The 15,681-nt window shown below is 71.9% G+C and carries 11 protein-coding genes; 3 read left to right on the top strand and 8 right to left on the bottom strand.

All coding sequences use genetic code 11. From position 1 onward, the window contains the following. The first annotated feature begins 79 nt into the window (after positions 1 to 79). The gene (locus ACWCSU_RS49465) at positions 80 to 1,525 is read left to right on the top strand and encodes a multicopper oxidase family protein (protein ID WP_357708536.1); all 1,446 of its coding nucleotides are present in this window, start codon (positions 80 to 82) and stop codon (positions 1,523 to 1,525) included. Here ACWCSU_RS49465 and ACWCSU_RS49460 read toward each other — a convergent pair. The 8 genes from ACWCSU_RS49460 to ACWCSU_RS49425 form a co-directional block, all read right to left on the bottom strand. Continuing rightward, entirely contained in the window at positions 1,512 to 2,273 is a 762-nt protein-coding gene (locus ACWCSU_RS49460; protein ID WP_449943864.1) for a hypothetical protein, read from the bottom strand. The two genes, ACWCSU_RS49465 and ACWCSU_RS49460, sit on opposite strands and share 14 nt — an antisense overlap. A gap of 152 nt (positions 2,274 to 2,425) precedes the next feature. Then, complete coding sequence (locus ACWCSU_RS49455; protein WP_449943861.1) at positions 2,426 to 3,832, bottom strand: beta-N-acetylhexosaminidase; 1,407 nt, start codon at positions 3,830 to 3,832, stop codon at positions 2,426 to 2,428. After that, positions 3,825 to 5,525, bottom strand: coding sequence for a glycoside hydrolase family 35 protein (locus ACWCSU_RS49450; protein WP_449943858.1), 1,701 nt, complete (start codon positions 5,523 to 5,525; stop codon positions 3,825 to 3,827). The genes ACWCSU_RS49455 and ACWCSU_RS49450 overlap by 8 nt, the downstream gene beginning before the upstream one ends. A gap of 24 nt (positions 5,526 to 5,549) precedes the next feature. Beyond that, positions 5,550 to 7,895: a discoidin domain-containing protein gene (locus ACWCSU_RS49445; RefSeq protein ID WP_449943856.1), complete on the bottom strand. Its 2,346-nt coding sequence runs from the start codon at positions 7,893 to 7,895 to the stop codon at positions 5,550 to 5,552. A 20-nt stretch (positions 7,896 to 7,915) separates the two neighbouring features. Next, on the bottom strand, positions 7,916 to 8,812 hold the full coding sequence (locus ACWCSU_RS49440) for a carbohydrate ABC transporter permease (RefSeq protein ID WP_364103922.1): 897 nt from the start codon (positions 8,810 to 8,812) through the stop codon (positions 7,916 to 7,918). Beyond that, complete coding sequence (locus ACWCSU_RS49435; protein ID WP_357708524.1) at positions 8,809 to 9,759, bottom strand: carbohydrate ABC transporter permease; 951 nt, start codon at positions 9,757 to 9,759, stop codon at positions 8,809 to 8,811. The genes ACWCSU_RS49440 and ACWCSU_RS49435 overlap by 4 nt, the downstream gene beginning before the upstream one ends. Position 9,760: 1 nt before the next feature. Continuing rightward, positions 9,761 to 11,059, bottom strand: a complete 1,299-nt coding sequence (locus ACWCSU_RS49430) for an ABC transporter substrate-binding protein (protein ID WP_449943852.1) — start codon at positions 11,057 to 11,059, stop codon at positions 9,761 to 9,763. A 5-nt stretch (positions 11,060 to 11,064) separates the two neighbouring features. After that, positions 11,065 to 12,342, bottom strand: a complete 1,278-nt coding sequence (locus ACWCSU_RS49425; protein ID WP_449943849.1) for a Gfo/Idh/MocA family protein — start codon at positions 12,340 to 12,342, stop codon at positions 11,065 to 11,067. 93 nt (positions 12,343 to 12,435) lie between these two features. Between ACWCSU_RS49425 and ACWCSU_RS49420 the strand changes: the two genes are divergently transcribed. Both ACWCSU_RS49420 and ACWCSU_RS49415 read left to right on the top strand, forming a co-directional pair. Next, on the top strand, positions 12,436 to 13,605 hold the full coding sequence (locus tag ACWCSU_RS49420; RefSeq protein ID WP_357708517.1) for an ROK family transcriptional regulator: 1,170 nt from the start codon (positions 12,436 to 12,438) through the stop codon (positions 13,603 to 13,605). Positions 13,606 to 13,652: 47 nt separating this feature from the next. Further along, complete coding sequence (locus ACWCSU_RS49415) at positions 13,653 to 15,638, top strand: right-handed parallel beta-helix repeat-containing protein (protein ID WP_449943847.1); 1,986 nt, start codon at positions 13,653 to 13,655, stop codon at positions 15,636 to 15,638. Positions 15,639 to 15,681: the final 43 nt, after the last annotated feature.

Raw genomic sequence — 15,681 nt, 5'->3', positions numbered from 1 at the left:
GCACGGGCCGCCAGCGCGTGGCGTCCACCTCTTGTCGTGACTCTCCGTTATTTTTCGAGGTGGATGAGGGGGATCCGTAGTGACTGATTCACGTGGGACCGTGTCCCGCAGGCTGTTCGTCAGCGGCATGTTCGCCGCCCTGGGCACCGTTCCGGCGGCCGCCGCCGCGGCTTCGGAAGGGACCGCCGCCGTGGCGCCCGCCAGGAGGGTGCTGCGGGCCGCGCCCGCCACCGTGTCGCTGGGCGGACAGGAGGTGTCCACCTGGGCTTACGACGGCGTGCTGCCCGGCCCGACCATCCGGGCCACGGCCGGCGGCACCGTACGGGCCAGGCTGGTCAACGACCTGCCCGCGCCGACCACCGTGCACTGGCACGGCATCCGGATCGTCCCGGAGATGGACGGCGCCCCCGGCTTCTCGCAGCGGCCGACCAAGCCCGGCGGGACGTTCGACTACGTGTTCACCGTCCCCGACCCCGGCACGTACTTCTACCACTCCCACGTGGGCATGCAGAGCGACCGCGGCCTGTACGGCCCGCTCATCGTGGAGGACCCGCACGAGCCGCTGAGGTACGACCAGGAGTTCACGGTCCTCCTCGACGACTGGCAGGACGGCGTCAAGGGCACTCCCGACGACACGCTGAGCGCCTTGAGCACCACCCCGCACGACGACACCCTGAGCAGCCACGTCCTCGGCGGCACGTCCGGCCATGTGCGCTACCCGTACTACCTGGTCAACGGCCGCACCGCGGACGAGCCGACCGTCTTCCTGAGCCGTCCCCGCGTCCGCGCCAGGTTCCGGGTGATCAACGCGGCCGCCGACACGGCCTTCCGGGTCGCGCTCGGCGGCCACCGCCTGACCATCACCCACACCGACGGTTTCCCGTGCAAACCGGTCACCGTGGACACGGTCGTGGTCGGCATGGGGGAGCGCTACGACTTCGTCGTGACGCTCGACGCGGGGGCGTTCCCGCTGATCGCGATGGCCGAGGGCAAGAGCGGGCGGGCGTTCGCGGTGGTGCGGACCACGCCCGTCGCGCGGACGCCGTCGCCGGACGGCGAGGTGCCGGAGCTCCAGCGGAAGCAGCTCAGCTACGACGACCTCCAGGCGCGCCGCTCCCACCAGCTGCGCCCGCCGTCCAGGACCGTCACCGTCACGCTCGGCTGGCGCCAGCGCGCCGACGGCGGCAGCGAGTGGCCGCTCAACGGCCGCCTCGCCGACGACCCGCTGCGCCTGCGGGTCGAGCGGGGCGAGACGATCAGGATCGTCCTGCACAACGACACGCACATGTGGCATCCGATGCACCTGCACGGCCACACCTTCCAGGTCCGGGCGACCGAGCGCGGCGGGCCGCGGAAGGACACCGTGAACGTGATGCCGTACAAGCGGATCAGCATCGACGTGCACGCCGACAACCCCGGCGAGTGGATGTTCCACTGCCACAACCTCTACCACCAGGAGCAGGGCATGATGGGCGTGCTCGGCTACGGCAAGCCCCCGCGCCGCAAGCACGTCATGACCCACTGAGCGGCGCCCGCGCGGTCGTGTGGAGGTAACCGGCGGCGGCGGCGAGCAGAGACGTCCCCCAGAGCAGGAAGACCGGGTACGTCCCGGCGAACCCCCAGCTCCCGTCGAGGACCTCCGCGCCGCCGCCGGGCGCGCACGCGCGGGTGACGCCGAACGTCAGGCAGCTCGTCATCATCGCGCCGTACTGGCCGACCAGCAGGCCGACGGCCGCCGCCGGGACCACCGCGAGCCCGCGCGGCACCCGCCGCCCACCCGCGACGGGCACCCACCGCGGGAAGATCTGCCCCCATCGGGCGATCAGCCCCAACGTGAGCAGGCCCCCGGCCACCGGCCCGGCGACGAGCAGCGCCCAGAACACCGCCGAGCCGCCCAGCTCCGCCAGCCCCGCGCGGGAGCCCTCCGCCACGCCGAGCGGCAGGCCCAGCCCCCACAGCAGGTGCGGGACCGAGAAGCCCAGCACCGGCAGGCCGGCCGCCGTCCAGGTCGCCGCCCTGGCCCAGAGCGCGGGACGGACCGTCCCGTCGGCCCGGCGTTCGTGCGGTCGCGCGGCGGTACGCGTGCCGAACCGGACGGTCGCCAGCGCCACCAGCACCCCCAGCGCGGCGAACAGCGCCTGCCGGACGAGCAAGGGGTCGTCGAGCTTGCCGAACGCCAGCCGCATGACCAGGTTCCCGGGCGCGACCAGCGCGAGCGCGGCCGCGGCGGCCCAGCCCGCGGCCAGCAGCGCCGGCCGAGTGGTTGATCTCATGGCCGTCCACGGTAGGCCGGGCGGCCCGCCCGCGGTCTCCCTCCCGAGGGGGAACCGGCTCCCCCGCCAGGGGCAGGGCCAGGCGAGGTCGAGCGGCCGGCCGGACGATCCGCGACTCCTGCGGCGACCACGCCGTCAGCCGCCCGGTGGCCTCAGCCGGGGACCGGGCCGCCGGCCCGCCGTACGGCTTCGGTGAAGGCGTCGTACGGCAGGCCGCCCGCGCCGCTCCACATCTTCTGGGCCAGGACGGCGAAGGTCGGCTCGATCAGGTCGCGCACGTCGTCCTCGGTGTAGGGCGCCGCGGTGATGTCGTTCCACACCGCCGACATGGCGCCGAGCAGCCGCGGATCGCCGGGGGCGACGCTCTGGCCGTCGGGGAAGACGTGCGGCGCCCAGTGCTCGTACAGGTGCTCGCCGTCCAGGCCGTCGGGGTGGTAGTAGGTGGCGGCCGGGACGACGTACAGCAGGGAGTCGCTGGTGTTGATGAAGGAGTGGCCGTCCCGCCCGGCCTCGTGCGGCCCGTACCAGACGGTGGCCCAGCAGTTGACCACCACGTCCCGGTCGTAGCCGTCGGGGACGCCGCCCGCCATCCTCGTCAGGCTGCCCCAGGCGCGCGGGCGTTTGCCCAGCGCCCGCAGATGGGCCGCCATCGCGTTGAAGAACTCCTTGTAGCGCGGCTCGTCGGCCAGGTACTCGTCGGCGCCGAAATGCGCGTGGGGGCCGCGGAACCAGGGGGCGAACTCGGTGAACAGGTCCTTGACGAGCTGCGTGGCCGCCGGCTTCGACAGGTCCAGGTGGTCGTCGCCCAGCCCGAGCGAGGGACGGAACCGGACGAGCGCCAGCGCGTGGGCGGGCGCGTCGATCTCGGGGACGACGGTGACGCCGTTGGCCGCCGCCGTGTCCTCGAAGGAGTCCCAGTCCGCCCGGTCGTAGGCGCCGTCGGCCGAGGCGAGCCCGGCCAGCGCGGGGTCGCCGGGCACCAGGCGAAAGCCCGCCTGTACGTCGTCCCAGGTGCCGCCGGGGTCCAGGAAACCGTTGTCGTTGAGGTGCAGCTGCAGCTCGTTGAGCTTGAACCAGCCCATGACGGCCAGCCGCTCGCGGATGAAGCCGGGGGTGAAGAATCGGCGGCCCACGTCCAGCACGAAACCGCGCACCGGGTAGTCGGGCCAGTCGGCGGCGCCGCCCACCGGCAGCTCGGCGGTGGTGCGCAGGATCTGCAGCAGGCTGCGCGTGCCGTAGAACAGGCCGGTGGGCGTGGGCGCCGAGATCCGGACCTGCTCGCCGGTGACGTCGAGCAGGTAGCCCTCCTCGGCGAAGCGGTCGCCGCCCGCCTCGCACGACAGCGCGGGGTCGAGGGTCAGGACGACGTCCCCGGCGCGCGCCGGGCCCCCGGCCGCGGCGAGGGTCAGGCCGGTGACGTGCCCGATCTCCCGGACGAGCCGCTCGCGCAGGGCGGGCTCGTCGCCCACGACCCTGGCCAGCCGGCCGTGCGGGAGGGAACCGGTGCCGCCGTCCCAGTGCTGGAGGCGGGGGACGACGACCGGACGCGGGTTACCCAAGGTCGGCCTCCTCCCGGATCTCCACGACCGGCTCCTGGCAGCCGTCCAGCTCCAGGACGACGATCTCGTTGGCGCCCTCGCGCAGCAGCGGCCAGGGCAGGTAGAGGGTGCGCTGGGGTCCCCGGTCCCAGTAGCGGCCCAGGCAGAACCCGTTGATCCAGACGTAGCCCTTGGTCCAGCCGGGCAGGGCGAGGTAGGCGTCGCGCGGCTCGGCCACGGTGAGCGTGCCGCGGTGGAAGACCGGCCCGGTCGTCGCGCCCGTACGGCCCCACGGCAGCCCCGACACGTCGTCCAGCGGGATCGGCACCGCCTCCCAGTCGTGGACGTACTGGCGTTCGTGCCGCACGCCGCCGACGATGCCCTTGCGGTCGCCCAGCCGCGGCCCGTAGTTGACCCGGCCCATCGACTCGACCAGCAGCTCGACGACCGCCGACGGTCCGGGCACCGCGACGGGCACACCGGTCAGCCGGTCCCGTTCGAGCACCGCCACCGGCTCGCCGTCCACGAACAGGTGCGCCCGGTCGGCCAGGCCGTCCACGTGCAGCTCGTACGGCCGCCGCGGCCCGTGGACGGTGGCCCGGTAGAGCACCAGCCCGTGGGCCAGCCCGAGCTCCTCGAACGTCGGCGGCCGCGCCGAGCGGACCACGTCCTGGGGGAGCGCGTCGAACAGCCGCAGCGACTGCGTCAGCTCGACGGCGCCGGGCGGGAGGGTCGGCGGCAGCGGCTCCGGCTCGGGCACCGGGCCCCGGGAGTGGGCGGCCAGCACCTTCCTGAAGGCCCAGAACTTCTCGGTCGGCGCGCCGCGCTCGTCGATCGGCGCGTCGTAGTCGTAGGAGGTGACGGTCGGCTGGTACTCCCGGTCCTGGAGGTCGCCTCCCAGGTTGGCGCCGGCCCAGGTGCCGAAGTTGCTGCCGCCGTGCGCCATGTAGAGGTTGACCGACGCGCCCGCGGCGAGCATGCGTTCCAGGATGCCGGCCACCTCGGCGGCGTCCCTGGAGGTGTGGGTGTCGCCCCAGTGGTCGAACCAGCCGTTCCAGAACTCCATGCACGCCGGCGGGTCGTCGGGCCGGAAGCGGGCCAGCTCGGCGAAGGAGCCCTCGGGGTCGGAGCCGAAGTTCACCGTCGCCCGCACGCCCGGCAGGGTGCCGCCGGTCAGCATGTGGTCGATCGCGCCGTCGGAGGTGAACAGGGGCACGTCCAGGCCCCGCTCCCGCAGCCCGTCGGCCAGCCAGGCCAGGTAGCGGCGGTCGGAGCCGTAGGAGCCGTACTCGTTCTCGACCTGGATCATGGACACGTTGCCGCCGCGGGTGACCTGCCGGGCGGCGACGATCGGGATCACCTCGTCGAAGAAGCGCCCGACGTGGCCGAGGAAGGTCTCGTCGTGGCAGCGCAGCCGCGCGTCCCGGTCGGCGAGCAGCCACCAGGGCAGGCCGCCGTTGTCCCATTCGGCGCAGATGTAGGGCCCCGGCCGCACGATCGCCCGCAGCCCCTGCTCGGCCGCCAGGTCCAGGAAGCGGCCCAGGTCGGCCCGGCCGGTGGAGTCGAAGTGGCCGGGCCGGGGTTCGTGCAGGTTCCAGGCGACGTACGTCTCGACGGTGTCCAGGCCCATGGCCCGCAGCATGGCCAGGCGCTGCCGCCACTGCTCCGGAAGGACCCGGAAGTAATGCATCGCTCCCGACAGCACCTGAGTCATGCCTTCTTCTCTCTTCTGGTCCGGTCAGCGGGTGACGATCTCGTAGAGGGCGAGGTTGCCCCATTCGAGATTCGCCTTGTGGACGATCAGCCGGATCTTCTGGGTGGTCACCGGCGCGGGCAGCCGCATCGTGCTGGTCTCGACGGTGGCGCTGCTGGACGGCCAGTCGATCAGGTGGTGGTCGACCTGGGTGACCCAGGAGCCGCCGTCCCAGGTCTGCAGCGACACGTCGGTGATGCCCTGCCCCTTGGCCCAGGCGGTGTGCAGGGTGACCTCGGAGACGGCGCGCGGCGCGCGGTAGTCCACGGTGATGTCGCCGGGCAACGTCACCCCGGTCGAGGCCGAGGCCCACGGCGTGCCGGGGTCGCCGTCGATCAGGTTCTCCAGCGCGGACGCCGACGGGAACGACGAGGTCGCCACCGGGACGCCGCCGGGCGGCAGGTACGGCTCGGTGGCGGCGGGCACGCTCAGCCGCACCTCGCCGATCCGGAAGCGCCCCTCGCCCGTGACGACCAGCCGAACCCGGCGGGTGGTCACCTCGGCGGGGAGCGTGACGGCCTGCTTCGCGCCGGTCGCCCTGGTCTGCCAGGTACGGCCGTCCTCGGAGGTCTGGACGTCGAACGCGAGGTCCGGCGCGCCGGTCACCTCGACCCGGCTGAAGGTTCGGGGCAGGGCGTAGGTCAGGTCGACGTTGCCGGGGAAGGCCGGCTTGGGCCCGCTCTGCCAGAACGTGGCCGGGTCGCGGTCGGCCAGCCGCTCCAGGTGGCCCTTGGGCGTGAACGTGCTGCTCACCCGGGGGAGCGGGACGGCCCGCTGGTAGGCGCCGAGATCGGGGGCCGCGTCGGGGACCGGCGTGCCGGCCAGGTCGGCGACGGCGGGCAGGCTCACGCCCGCGTCGGACACCGGCGAGCCGTCCAGCGGCCGGTAGCCGGCCAGGCCGCCGGAGCCGGGCGAGGCCAGCTTCGGGTCGGCCACGATCGCCCGGTGGTCGGGCCCCGTCGGCGGTTGCGGCGTGCCCCAGTAGAGGTTGTGGTCGTAGACCGCGCCGTTCTTGCCGTCGAACCCGGCGCCGGCCGCGTTGAGGAAGACGTTGTCGCGTACCTTGACGCCCGCGGCGTCGTTGTAGATCCGCACGACCTTGCCCAGCGGATATTTGCCGGCCCCGGCCAGCGGCGGCTTGACCTCGACCACCCGGCCGTCGGCGTAGACGGTGTTGTTGTGCAGGTCGGTGCCCTGGGTGGCGGTCGACAGCCCGAACACCTCGTAGCCGTCGCTCTCGCTGACGTTGTAGCGGACCACGGTGTCGCGGGTGGGCGCGCCGGCGAAGGAGACGGCGATGAAGAACCCGCCGTCGTTGTGGTGGCTGTAGTTGTACTGCACGAGGCTGCGGTTGTTGTCGGCGTCGGCGTCGAAGCCGTGCCCGTCGGAGCCCGGCCCGTTGAACCCGGTGCCGCTGACCTCGTTGCGCTGGACGACGAGATCGTCGTTGCCCTGCCACCAGATGCCGACGTTGCCACCGGTCGGCTTGGTCCGGCCGGTCACCGCCCGCTCGACCTTGTTGCCCTCGACGAGCGCGCCCTTGGTGTGCATCGGGGTGATGCCGCCGCCGGTCACGTCATGGACGCGGTTGCCGCGGACGACGACGCCCGTGCTCGGCGTCCAGGTGTTCACCTCGCTGTCGGGGATGCCGGTCTCGGCCGGGTAGAGGCTGGTCATGCCGTTGCGGCGGGACCAGGTGGACCACATGATGAACCCGTAGGAGCCGATCTTCGAGATCTCGTTGTCCTCGATGACCAGCCGGTCGAAGAAGGTCGGGACGCTGTTGCCCCTGATCGAGACCAGCAGTCCGGCGGTGGCGACGCTGTGGCCGCCGGCGCCGTCCACGTCGTGGATGTCGAGGTTGCGCAGGGTGACGTCGGCCAGCCTGCCGGCGTCCCTGGCGTACAGGTTGACGCCGGTGCGGTAGACGGGCCGGCCGTCGCTGTTGGTCACCTGGAGGCCGTCCACGACGAAGTCGTGCACGTCGCTGATGGTGACCGCGGCGCCGTCCAGCCCGCCGCCCTCGATCAGCGGCTTGGCGCCCTGGCCGTAGGAGCCGACGGTCGCCGGGCGGCCGGGCGCGCCGGCGCCCCTGATCGTGAGCCGGCCGGTCCAGCGCTGCCCGGCCCTGAACAGCAGCCGGTCGCCGGGGCCGAGCGTCAGTTCGCTCGCCTTGTCCAGGCTCCGCCAGGCGGTGGCCGGGCTCGATCCGTCGGCCGAGTCGTTCCCGGCCGAGGCGTCGACGTAGTAGGTGGTGCCGTTCGCGGCCTGGGCCGGGGTGGCGGCCAGGAGTCCGGCGAACAGGGTCAGCGCGGTGACGATGACGCGCAAGAGGGGGCGTCCTTTCCAGGTCATTTGCCGATCCCGGCGGTCATGCCTTCGACGACGCGCCGGCCGAGCCAGATGTAGAGGATGACCATCGGATAGATGAGGATCACGATCCCGGCGAACAGGCCGCCCCAGTCGGAGCTGTACTGCATGGTCGAGTACAGGTTGAGCAGGGCCGCCGGCAGCGTGCGTTCCTCGGGCAGCGGGGTGATGATCAGGACCAGCAGGGTGGAGTTCCACAGGCCGATCACGTTGAGCACGAGCACGGTCGTCAGCCCGGGCCGGGCCAGCGGCGCGATGACCCGCACGAACGAGGTCAGCGGCCCGGCGCCGTCCAGTTCGGCGGCCTCCTCGACCTCCTTGGGCAGCGACCGGAAGTACCCGGTCAGGACGAACACCGCGAACGGCAGCGACAGGACGACCTCGAACACCAGCAGCGTGATGCGGTTGTCCCACCAGCCGGTGACCCAGTCCTCCATGAACGTGTAGACCGACAGCTTGGCCACCACGATCGGGATCGCCATGGTCTGCAGCGGGATGCTCAGCCCCATGGCGAAGAACCCGGTGATCGGGCCGGCGATCCGCCGCGACGAACGTGACAGCGCGTAGGCGGCGGGCGCCGCGATCGCGACGATGAGGAACGAGCCGAGCGCGGTCAGGACGACGCTGTTGAGCGCCGCGGCCGAGAACTGGCCGGCCTGCCAGGCCGAGTCGTAGTTCTCCCAGGCGGGGGAGGCCGGCAGCGCGAACGGGTGCAGCCACACCTCGCCCGAGGACTTCAGCGACTGCAGGCCGACCCAGGCGACCAGGGCCAGGTTGAAGGCCACCCACGCCCACAGGGCGACGGCCGTCAGGCGGGGCAGCAGGAGGTCGCCCACCAGCCGGGCCAGGGGACGCCTCACCGGGGGGACGGTCGTCATGACAGCTCCACGCTCTCTCGGCGGGTGATGCGGCGGACCAGGACGATGAGCACGATGGTGATCAGGGTCACCACCACGCCCATCGCGGCGCCGGACCCCAGCTCGGGCACGCCGCCCCCGGTGATCACCGTGTACTGCTGCACGGCCACGGTCCTGGCCTGCAGCGGCGGGGCGCCGGGCGTGCCGCCGGTGGTGAAGGCGATCACGATCTCGAACACCTTGAGGCTGTTGACCACCCACAACACGGCGGCGACGGCGAACACGTCCCAGGTGAGCGGCAGGGTGATGTGGCGGAACTGCTCCCACTTGGTCGCGCCGCCGAGCACCGCGTCCTCGTACAGGTGGGGCGGGATGCCGTCCACGGCCGACATCATCAGCGCGATGTAGAAGCCGGTGGAGGACCACACCAGGCCGCCGATGACGCACCTGAACACCAGGTCGGGGCCGAGCCAGGGCAGCCCGTCGATGCCCGCCCAGCCCAGGACCTGGTTGACCACGCCGCCGGGGTTGAGCAGGAACCCGACCGCGGCGCCGACCGCGATCGCCGAGATGATCATCGGCAGGAAGACGACGGACCGGATGAAGGCCCGTCCCTTCAGGTGGCGCAGCGCCATCATCGACAGGAACGTGATCCCGAAGACCAGGGCGCCGCCCGCGACCGCCAGCAGGAAGGTGTTGGCGAACGACTGCAGGAACGCGTCGCTGCGCAGCAGCGCCTGGTAGTTGCGCAGGCCGCGCCACTCCATCTCGGCGCCGGGCCCGGCCCACCGGTAGAGGCTGACCCACACCCCGTAGAAGGAGGGCAGCACGAACAGCAGCGTGTAGAGCGCGAGCGCGGGCAGCAGGAAGGGCCAGAAGGCCCGTTCCCGCGCCGGCCGCAGGACCTTGCCGCGGTACGGATCCCGCGACGGGAGCGCCGTCTCCGCAACGAGGGAGCCGTATGCCATGTCAGCCCTTGTTCGCGAGGTAGTCGGCGGTCTTCTTCTTGCCCTGCGCGACGAACTCGGCGGCGTCGATCTTGCCCGCCATGAGCTGGTCGTCCAGGGGCAGCAGCAGGTCGACCCAGTAGGACTTGTCGGCGGCCAGGGTGTCGTAGGTCTTGTGCACCGCGGGCGCCTCGGAGATCGCCTTCTGGACGTCGGCCAGGAAGTCGGGGGCCGGGATGTCGGGACGCGAGGGGATGTTGAGCGCCTCGGTGGAGATGCGGCCCAGGTACTTGCTCTGCAGCGCGAAGGCCAGGAACTCCTTGGCCGTCTCGACGTTCTTGCCCTTGACGTTGACACCCCAGCCGAGCGCGCCGACCTCGACGGAGTTCTTGCCGCCCGCCGGGAGCTGGAAGGAGCGGATCTTGGCGCCGGCCGGGGTCTTCGTCTTGACCTCGCTGGCCAGCCAGGTGCCGTTGATGTTCAGGCTGGAGTTGCCCTGCGCCCAGTCGTCCTGCGCGGCCGGGTACTTGGTGGCCATGTGGTCCTTCTGGAAGTAGCCGCCCTTGGTGAGCTGCTCGACCTGCTTGGCGGCGGCGAGCACCTCGGGCTTGTCCCAGGCCGCGGCGTCCTTGGACAGGGCCAGCAGGCTGCCGGCGCCGTTGGCGCGGACCAGGGCCGAGTAGAACCAGTAGACGTTGTAGAACGGGATGGTGCCGTCCTGGCCGATGCCGGTCCTGCCGTCGGCCTTCTCCTTGTCGAGGAAGGCGATCAGGTCCTCCCAGCTGCGCGGCGGGGTGGCGGCCAGGTCGGGGTGCTTGGCGGCGTCGTACCAGACGGCGGTGGAGATCACCGTGTGCGGGAGGAAGCCCATCCCCTTGTCGTCGGAGGCGGCCTGCCGGACCGAGTCGGGCAGCACGTCGCCGACGGTCTTGCCCTCGCCGGGCACCTGCTTGGTGAGCAGGTCGTCCAGCGGGGCGTTCAGGTTCTGGGCCCGCCAGCCGGGCAGGTTGTCGGTCGCGACGTCGAACAGGTCGGGGCCCTGGCCGGCGGCCATCTCGGTGGGCAGGTTCTCGGTGCCCTTGCGGCCGACGAACTTCGCGTCCACCTTGACGTTGTTCTGCTTGGCGAAGTCGTCCAGAATCGCCTTGAAGATCTTGGCCTGCGGCTCCTGCTCACCCCAGGAGGAGCGGTAGACGAGGGACTTCTGCTCGGTCTGCCCGGCAGCCGGGGCGCCGCTGTTCTTGTTGCCGCACGCGGCCACGCCGAACGCCAGCGCGCCGACCGCCACCAGCGCGGCCGTCCGGGAGAGGACGTTGGTCATGGTTGTCACCTTTCAAGGGGGGAGGGCTCGGCGAGAGTGATCACCGTGCCGGACAGGCGGGCGCGTTCGGCCGCCCACACCACGCGGTGCGTGGCCAAACTCTCGTGACCGCTGGAACGGATCATCGCCGGGTCGCCGGCGGCCACGGCGTCGAGGAAGGCGTCCATCAGGCCGTCGTCGCCGCCTCCGTGGCCGCCGGCCATCGAGGCCCCGTCGCCGCTCTGCGTGTCGATCACCGTGATCTCGTCGGTGAGGAAGTCGTGCAGGCGCAGGCGCACGCCGTCGCCCTCGATGGAGCCGTGCGTGCCGAAGATCCGGGTCTTGCGGTGCTCCAGGGCGGCGAAGGCGGTGACCGTGAGCGAGGCGGTGGTGCCGTCGGCGAACTGCAGGTTCACCACCTGGCTGTCGACCACGTCGTTGTCGCAGGCGAACACGCACCGGCCGTAGGGGCCCTCGCGCAGCGCGGTCAGCACGCCCTGCTCGGTGTGGTCGGCGGTGACCGCCGACAGCGGCCACCACTCCTTGTCCGGATCGCCCAGGCAGCCCAGGTACAGCCGCTTGGCCGAGTACGGGCAGGTGGCCTCCACCGGGCAGTCGAGGCAGTTGGCCGTGGCGCCGGCCGGGGCCTGCTCCTCGCGGAAATAGACGAGATCGCCGAAGGAGGACACCCGTTGCGGCAGACTGCCCTTGATGTAGGCCATCCAGTCGAGGTCGTGGCAGGCCTTGGCCAGCAGCAGCGGAGCAGACTCGGCCTCGTTGCGCCAGTTCCCGCGGACGAAGGAGTGCGCCTGGTGCCACCAGCCGACCTGCTCCAGGTGCTGGATGTTCATGATCTGGCCGACGGCGCCCTCGTCGACGAGCGACTTGAGCGCGCGGGTGTAGTGCGTGTACCGCATGACGTGGCAGACCGCCAGGATGACCCCTTTGCGCTCGGCGGCCTCGGTGATGCGCCCGGCCTCCTCCTCGGTGGGGGCCATCGGCTTCTCCAGCAGGATGTGGTAGCCGAGGTCGGCCGCGGCGACCGCGGGCTCGACGTGCATGCGGTCCTGGGTGCCGATGATCATGGCGTCGGCCAGCCTGCCCGCAGCCAGGAGGTCGGTCCAGTCGGCGAAGACGTTGCCGGGCGCGATGCCGTGCTCGGCGGCGAAGGCGGCGCGGCGGCGCGGATCAGGTTCGGCGACGGCCACGACCCTCGCGCGGCCGGTCGCCAGGGCCCGGCGGGCGTACAGGGTGCTCCGCAGCCCAGCGCCCGCGACGGCGAGCGTGACGTCGGGTTCCGACATCGATGTCCTTCCGGTTTGCCACATAGTAATTAAAGCTGTTTTTATTAGTCCCTGTTTGTATTGGTCGCCAGGCAGCACTGTCAAGGGGGGTCCATGCGGAAGGTCGCGCTCCAGGGAAGCGACGCACATCGCTTGCGGCGGATCAACATGATCGCGACGCTGCGGGCGATCCGCGCGGCGGGCGTCGTCCCGCTCACCGACCTGGCCCGTCGTGCCGGGCTGTCCAGACCGACCGTGGAGGGCCTGGTCGAGGAGCTGCACACGCACGGCTGGCTGGAGGAGGTCGCGCCCGAGGCCGGCCAGATGGGCAGGCCGGCCCGCCTCTACCGGTTCCGGGCCGCGACCGGCTACGTCGTCGGCGTCGACATCGGCTCCTCCAGCGTCCGCGCGCAGGTGACCGACCTGGAGGGCCACGCCGTCGGCCTCGGCTTCACCCGCGTCCAGGCCGATTACGGCAGGGCCGAGCGGCTGGCGGCCGTACGCGCGACGATGGCGGCCGCGCTGCGGGAGGCCGGCGTCACCGCGGACCAGGTGCTGTCGGTGGCGGTGGGCACCACCGGCGTGGTGAGCCCGTCCGGGACGGTCCGCCTGTGCGTGGGGCTGCCCGAGTGGACGGGCCTGGACCTGGCGGCGGAGGTGGGCCGCGACTACCCCTGCCGGATCCTGGTGGAGAACGACTGCAACCTCGCGGCCCTGGCCGAACGGTGGGCCGGGGTGGCCCGCGAGGTGGACGACGTGGTGTTCGTGCTGTCCGGCGTGCGCACCGGCGCGGGCATGCTGGTGCGCGGCGAGCTGCACCGCGGCGGGCGCGGCATGGCAGGGGAGATCGGCGCGCTGCACCTGGTCGGCTGGCACCGCGCCCCCGACCACCTGGCGCGCTTCGCCCCCGAGGCCGCGCCGGAGGAGGTGGCCGGGCTGGTCTTCGCCGCGGCCAGGGAGGGCGACCCCGCCGCCCGGTGGGCCGTCGAGCAGTACGCGCACGACCTGGCCGAGGGCATCGCCGCCATCGTCCTGACCGTGGACCCCGACCTCGTGGTGGTGGGCGGCGGCGTCTCGCGCTCCGGCGACGTGCTCATGGAGCCGCTGCGGCGGCACCTGGACCCGCTCTGCCTCGAACCGCCCGCCCTGGCCATCTCCACGCTCGCCGACCAGGCCGTCGTGCTCGGCGCCGTCCGGCACGCGCTCAACCACGTGGACGAGCTTCTCTACGACGTGGATCTCCCTCTTGACCTGACCCTCTTCAGGCAAGATATTAAAGCTTGATTAATTAGTAACTCGGGCGCCCGACCGTCATCTCCCAAGGAGTTGCCGTGTTCCGAGTTCTCTTACCGTGCGCCGCACTGGTCCTGACCTTCGTGGCCGCGCCCACCCCCGCCTATGCCGCCACCTCCTACTACGTCGACCCCGTCGGCGACGACTCCGCCGACGGGCGCTCCCCGTCCACCGCCTGGCGCACCCTGGACAAGGTCAACGCCCAGACGTTCCAGCCCGGCGACACCGTCCGCTTCAAGGCCGGCGGCCAGTGGACCGGCCGTCTCGCGCCGCGCGGCTCGGGCACGGCCGGCAGCCCGGTCACCTTCACCTCCTACGGCGCCGGATCCCGGCCGTCCATCGCGGGCGGCGGCGCCGTGGACGCGGCCGTCAAGCTCGCCGACCTGCACGACGTCGTCCTCGACGGGTTCGAGGTGACCAACACCGGATCGGGGAGCACGCCGCGCATCGGCATCGCGGTCACCGCGACCGACCTCGGCGCCGTCCCCCGGATCACCGTGCGAGGCAACTACGTGCACGCGATCCAGGGCGCCGCCTCCGGCTCGCAGTCCTCCAACCCGTCCGCGGGCGGCATCATCGTCAGCGCCCTGGGCAAGAACACCGCCACCTACTACCAGGACCTGCTCATCGAGGGCAACGAGGTCGCCGACTCCCGCTCGTACGGGATCGTCACCTGGTCGCAGTGGATGCAGCGCGAAGGCTGGACGTCCCTGTGGAGCGACCTCATGGGCATCCCCGCCGCCGACTACCGGCCCTGGACGCCCAGCACGGGCGTGGTCGTCCGCGGCAACGACGTGCACGACATCTCGGCGGGCGGCATCACCGTCATGCAGGTCCAGGGCGCACTCATCGAGCGCAACCGGGTCGCCAGGACCGCGCAGAACCACGGAAACGTCGGCATCTGGTGGGCCGGGGCCGACGACACCGTGGTCCAGTTCAACGAGGTGTCCGGGACGAAGTACTGGGGCCTGTCCAGCGACGGCAACGCCTTCGACGCCGACGCCTCCGTCCACCGCAGCCTGGTCCAGTACAACTTCAGCCACGACAACGAGGGCGGCTTCTTCATCGCCGTCTCGACCGGCACCGGACCGGCCGAGGCGACCATCCGCTACAACGTCAGCCAGAACGACGCCAACCAGGTCTTCGCCTTCTCCACCAACACCAGGAACATCGACGCCTACAACAACACCATCTGGGTGCCGCTGACGCCGTTCATCCAGAACCACCCGGACCGGGCGTCGTTCAGCCTGGTCAAGGTGTGGAGCAGCTCGGTGAGCAACATCCGGCTGCGCAACAACGTCATCCACAACGGCGCCAACCTCCCCTACAACGACAGCGGCGTCGTGCAGTACGACCGCAACCTCTACCACTCCGGCCCGGTCCCCGGCGGCGATAAGGCCGCCCTGTCCGGCAACCCGCAGCTGACCGCCCCCGGCACCGCCGGCTCACTGTCCGACCTGTCCGGATACCTCCCGTCCGCGTCGTCCCCGGTCCTGCGGCAGGGCCTGGAGATCGCCTCCGACGGCGGCCGTGACGTCTCCGGCACGGCCCTGCCCTCGGGCATGCCCGACCTCGGCGCCGTCCAGCGGACGGCGGGCGCGGGCCTGTCGGAGCCGGCCGCCACCGCGACCACTTCCTTCGGCAACGGCCAGAGCACCACGCCCGCCGCCCTCACCGACGGCTGGGACTACACGACCTGGGCCAGCCCGTCCTCCGGCGTCACCTATCCGGGCACCATCACCCTCACCTTCCCCAACCCCAGAACGGTCGGCGAGGTCGTGCTGGCCACCCACTTCGGCCAGGGCCAGGGCATCACCTCCCTCGACGTCCAGACCTGGAACGGCTCGGCCTGGGTCACCCAGGCGGCCGGCGCGGCGATCACCTGGGCGAGCAACACCGCCACGGTCGAACGCCGCCCGGTGCCGCTGCCCGCCCCGGTCACGACCACCCAGGTGCGCCTGGTCGTCAAGGCCGCCAACCACACCTGGGGCAACCTGTCCGTCAGCGAGATCACGACCCGCTGAGCCCGCCGCTCACGAAGGTCGCGCCGGGAGCGGGCTCCCGGCG

Source organism: Nonomuraea sp. NPDC001699 (assembly GCF_053596455.1).
This window is presented reverse-complemented; position numbering and strand designations above follow the sequence as displayed.